The organism is Mesorhizobium sp. M7A.F.Ca.ET.027.03.2.1, from assembly GCF_003999175.1.
GTDB lineage: Bacteria > Pseudomonadota > Alphaproteobacteria > Rhizobiales > Rhizobiaceae > Mesorhizobium.
Window position 1 is genome coordinate 1 of sequence record NZ_RZOM01000444.1, and the last position, 4,730, is coordinate 4,730.

The window sequence follows — 4,730 nt, forward strand, 5'->3', positions numbered from 1 at the left end:
GCCCTTGCTTCCCCGTTCGTCAAATGCCTCCTGCGGCTCATTCGTACTCAGGATTCCTTCGGCTTATGGGAAGGCCATTCGGATGCCGAGCTGCTGGCCGAGTTCATCATCACCAAGCAACAGCAACGTGCGGTACCCTTTGGCGGCGATCCTCGATCCTGACGCGCTGTGGAGGCTCGACATGTTTTACACCGCCGTAGCGCTTGCGATCGAGGAGCGCTCCGGCGTGTCGACGTCGCCAATAATTGGAATGAAACCCGTGGGGGCTTCCGGCGGTTGGGCGTTCTGTCGAGACGTCCACCGGTTCGGCTTCGAGACTTTCCGCAAACTTGCTGAGGCCGGTACGAAACTGGTCGACGATGCGACTGCAGCCATTGAAGCCTAGCCCGAGATGGAGCGCATCAACGAAACCATTGTTCCAGAAAGGATCTATGTCAGACCTAGATAAGATGAGGAAGAAAGTCCGAAAGCTCCAGTTGCGTGCAGCTATTGCCAAGATGGCATTGCAGGACCTTGTCGAGGGTCTGCCGGGCAAGTGGGCCGACATACAGGAAGTCGCCGAGAAAACCCAAGCCGTTTATGCCGAGTTGGATGTTGCCAAGAGAGAACTCGCTTCAATGAAGAATTTAGGATGATGCGCACATTCACCACCCGTGACGGCTCCATTTGGATGCCGTCGTACCTGACCTCCATCGATAGCAAACCTGCATCGGCTGCTGCCGTTGTTTCAAGGTCTGCTCGCGCGATGTGATGCATCTTCACGGCGTTGATGATGCGGGTGAAATCCTCGGCCCCTGCGATGACGAGGACGACGATTTCGACGGCAAGCTCAATCGCATGATCATGGTTGTCGAAGATGCCGGCCGCTGCATAGGCTGCGGAGCCTGCGGCCGCGTCTGCCCCAAGAACTGCCAGACGCATGTTGCGGCCGACCAGCTCGCAACATGATCTGGCGAAAACCAGGAGAACGGCGTTGCACTTCATCTTTTTGTCGGCTCGTGGGGCTGGTCCTGTGCAGCAATGCGTCGATGGTTTACTTCGCTTTGGATTCGCTCCGTGTGGCAGTCGTCACGACGCTGGCCTGTTCGCTGCTGCTTCAGGCCGGCTCCTTCGGCCGCGTGCTCTTTCTGATCTGGCAGTCCTCTAGCCGCGCTCGTGGAACTCGCCACAGGGGCCAGCATGCCGATGGTTACAGGAAAGCTCGGGTACCAGTCGTCTGACTCTGATCAACTGCGGAATGCAATTTTCAGCTGTGTCCCGGCTTGGTCGAATGCCCAGCATGTGCTGCTGCTTTGATGCGCGGATGACAGGATCAGTGCTCAGACCCACACCAATTTTGGTCACCCTCTGATGACTGAGCTGATCGTATAGGGAATCTGTGTTCGGCTAACACGCGACCATACCCCTGGGCTGACCGGTGCGTAGCCGGTTCAGGTACTTTTTTGCTGGAGATAGCATGCTGGAAAAATTCGAACGTTATCCGCTCACCTTTGGACCCACGCCGATCGAGAGGCTCGACCGCCTCGGCAAGCATCTGGGCGACAAGGTGGAAATCTACGTCAAACGCGAGGACTGCAACTCCGGTCTCGCGTTCGGCGGAAACAAGCTGCGCAAGCTCGAATACATTGTGCCCGACGCGATCGCGTCAGATGCCGATACGCTCGTCACAATCGGTGGCGTGCAGTCCAACCATACGCGCATGGTCGCTGCGGTCGCCGCCAAGATCGGCATGAAATGCCTCCTGGTCCAGGAGAGCTGGGTCCCACATGATGATGCTGTCTACGACCGGGTCGGCAATATCCTCTTGAGCCGCATCATGGGGGCAGAGGTGCGCCTGGTTGACGAGGGCTTTGACATCGGCATCCGCCGCAGCTGGGAAAAGGCACTTTATGAAGTCAAGGCAAGGGGCGGCAGGCCATATGCGATACCTGCCGGCGCCTCTGTCCACAAATACGGCGGCCTGGGCTATGTGGGGTTCGCTGAGGAGGTGCGTGCCCAGGAAGAGCAGCTTGGGTTTGCCTTCGACTATATCGTCGTCTGTACGGTGACTGGTTCAACCCACGGCGGCATGCTCGTCGGGTTCGCCAAGGATGGTCGACAGCGCAACGTGATCGGTATCGATGCCTCCGCCATGCCCGCCAAGACCAAGGCGCAGGTGCTCGGCATCGCCCAAAATACAGCGAAGCTCGTCCACCTCGGAGCGGAAATTGTCGAGGCAGACGTGGTGTTGTTCATGGACTACGCGTACCCGGGTTATGGCGTTCCATCGGAGGAAACCAAAGAGGCAATCCGTTTGTGCGCGCGGCTCGAGGGCATGATTACGGACCCCGTTTACGAGGGCAAATCGATGCAAGGGATGATCGACCTCGTCCAGAGGGGCTTCTTTCCACAGGGATCGAGGGTCCTCTACGCACATCTAGGCGGCGCGCCGGCGATCAACGGGTACGGCTACACCTTTCGCAACGGCTGACGTTCGGCAGTCTGCGATTCCGCGGTCGCGCTCGAACGTGGGTAGGTAGCGTCGTTCGAGCGCTTGGCTGGAGAAGTGGAGGCAGCGACGGGCATCCACTAATTGGTACCATTACGTGCTGTCGGGGCTCAACGCCACGCGCATTGAGCGCATGCCGCCGTTGGCAACCGCGAGGCGAATTTTGACTCCGGGGCAAGAATCCACACGCGGCGGTGGCGGCACGAGGACCAAGCCGGCGAGTTCGCGCTTTCGAACTGGCGCCAAACTGCCACTGCTCGAGGACCGAGGCCAGTCTAATCACAGGCGAGCCGTCCAAGCTCTCAAGAGATAGGGCGAAACCCGACAGCGGCAGAAGACATGTCGGGTTCACGACAATCGGCCGCATTTAGCCTCGTGGAGAATTTCAAAGCATTTCCCGCCGCTTACCGGAGCTGAGGGAATTGGCACCTCCGTTGCAGCTTGATGTGCGGCAACACGGTGAGAGCTTCGCTGAAGCAAGCCAGAGGGAGCGATGCCCTCGAGACCGTGTCCGATTTTGACGGGAAAATATTCCGCGACAAAAGAGACGAAAGGTGTGGAATGACTTTGGACACCAAGATGGAACTGCGTATGGGGTCCCCGGCTCCTGCGATCAAAGTGGAGAACTGGCTGCGTGGCGAGCCCCTCACGAACTTTCGGCCCGGCAAGGTCTACCTCGTTGAGTTTTGGGCGACTTGGTGCGGACCATGTGTCGACGCCATGCCCCATTTGATCGAACTGCAGGAGAAATATGAAGGCAGCGGATTTGAGGCGGTCGGAGTTGCCGCCTGCGAACAGGGTCCTACCGCAGACGAGGCGCGGACCAACGTGGATGCCTGGCTGACCGAGAAGTTCCCGAATCTGAATTATCGTATCGGGTTCGATTACATTGGCGAAATGAACAAGCTCTGGATGGATCCCAGCTCTTCGATTGGGATTCCCACCTCGTTCGTGGTCGACCGCGACGGCCACATCGCTTTTATCGGCCACCCGGCGGAACTCGATGACGTTTTGCCGAAAGTCCTTAACGGCAGCTGGCGCAGCAGCTATGAAGCGAAAGCCGCCGATGCAAAGCGCATCGCGCATAACCAACTTGCAGCGCGCGAAATGTCGCTTACCGGGCCGATATACGCCAAACTTGAGCCGGCGATGCAGGCCGAGAATTGGACGGCGGCGCTCTTGGCCATCGAAGAAGGCCTCGCCTTGATGCCAGACTCTTTTGATTTTCGGCAGATTCATGCGGATCTTCTGCTTCACAAGCTGCGCGACATCAAGACCGGCATGCCGGTCATGCGAGAATTGGTCGAGGACGCGATCGACAAAACGTCCGACGCGGTGTCGTGGATGGCCTTGGCCCTCAACCAACTCTTCGATCCCACGATGGACAATTCCCATCTTCCGCGCGCGGAGCGCTTTGCGATGGGCAACGAGCTCTCGGAACAGATACTGGCACTCAATCCCCCGAACGGCGATGGCCCGTTTAAATACCGCCGGTACCTCCCGGTAGCTCAGTATTATTACGAGAGCGGCAACAAAGATCGCGCAATCGAGTTGATCGAGGTGGCACTGAAATCGGTGGACCGGCTGGGGCCAATTCCGGACCACACCAAACAGTACTATCTTACCCCATTGCTCGAAGCACTGGCCAACTACACGGGTGAGCCTGCCTGTCACGCGGATCTTTGTGTGGCTCCGCAAAAGAAGGCACCCGAAACTCAAAACGCAGTCACTTCCTGAGCAAGAATCGCGAAGGGACTGACAATTGGAATTGAACACTGGCCAATCCGCCCATCGAAGCTCTCTTCGCAGCAAGTATGTCGATGCAGCAGGGCGGCGGCTTGCGGCAGGTTGGATTTCAATTGCGTTGACCACCGGTCGGATCGCGGCGCAGACGATGTGCGCCGCGAATTCGCGCCGCAGGTCTCGCACTCGTGGACATGTCGAGGTCGGCCACGGGGCACTCTTGGGGTTGGCCCGCCCAAGCCATTCGTCGGCCACGCAAGCGGACCCGGAGTGGGCATCGCAGGAAAAGGAAATCGTACCTCGAAGACGAAGACTGAAATGACGAACAACGAAATTCCTCCGGTTGGCCCTGCTGTCAACAATGACGAAGAAGCCCTTGCTTCCCCGTTCGTCAAATGCCTCCTGCGGCTCATTCGTACTCAGGATTCCTTCGGCTTATGGGAAGGCCATTCGGATGCCGAGCTGCTGGCCGAGTTCATCATCACCAAGCAACAGCAAC

The 4,730-nt window shown here is 58.2% G+C and carries 4 protein-coding genes and 3 pseudogenes; all 7 read left to right on the forward strand.

Features of this window, described 5'->3' with window-relative positions; genetic code table 11:
* Window positions 1–385, forward strand: a pseudogene (locus tag EN750_RS19265) (DUF269 domain-containing protein); the annotation flags it as partial.
* 46 nt (window positions 386–431) lie between these two features.
* Window positions 432–635, forward strand: a complete 204-nt coding sequence (locus EN750_RS19270; protein WP_063169367.1) for a CCE_0567 family metalloprotein — start codon at window positions 432–434, stop codon at window positions 633–635.
* A pseudogene (gene fdxB, locus EN750_RS19275) lies at window positions 632–948 on the forward strand (ferredoxin III, nif-specific). Before EN750_RS19270 ends, fdxB begins: the two are co-directional and overlap by 4 nt.
* 80 nt (window positions 949–1,028) lie before the next feature.
* The gene (locus tag EN750_RS19280; RefSeq protein ID WP_127394248.1) at window positions 1,029–1,220 is read left to right on the forward strand and encodes an exopolysaccharide production repressor protein; all 192 of its coding nucleotides are present in this window, start codon (window positions 1,029–1,031) and stop codon (window positions 1,218–1,220) included.
* Window positions 1,221–1,456: 236 nt separating this feature from the next.
* Entirely contained in the window at window positions 1,457–2,470 is a 1,014-nt protein-coding gene (locus EN750_RS19285; protein WP_024505903.1) for a 1-aminocyclopropane-1-carboxylate deaminase, read from the forward strand.
* Window positions 2,471–3,067: 597 nt separating this feature from the next.
* The gene (locus tag EN750_RS19290) at window positions 3,068–4,225 is read left to right on the forward strand and encodes a TlpA disulfide reductase family protein (protein WP_126080608.1); all 1,158 of its coding nucleotides are present in this window, start codon (window positions 3,068–3,070) and stop codon (window positions 4,223–4,225) included.
* A gap of 324 nt (window positions 4,226–4,549) precedes the next feature.
* Window positions 4,550–4,730 (forward strand): annotated as a pseudogene (locus EN750_RS19295) (hypothetical protein); the annotation flags it as partial.

Bases quoted from the DNA above. Each gene is read 5' to 3' on its own strand.
- EN750_RS19270 (WP_063169367.1), top strand. From the start codon at position 432: ATGTCAGACCTAGATAAGATGAGGAAGAAAGTCCGAAAGCTCCAGTTG.
- EN750_RS19280 (WP_127394248.1), top strand. From the start codon at position 1,029: ATGGTTTACTTCGCTTTGGATTCGCTCCGTGTGGCAGTCGTCACGACG.
- EN750_RS19285 (WP_024505903.1), top strand. From the start codon at position 1,457: ATGCTGGAAAAATTCGAACGTTATCCGCTCACCTTTGGACCCACGCCG.
- EN750_RS19290 (WP_126080608.1), top strand. From the start codon at position 3,068: ATGGAACTGCGTATGGGGTCCCCGGCTCCTGCGATCAAAGTGGAGAAC.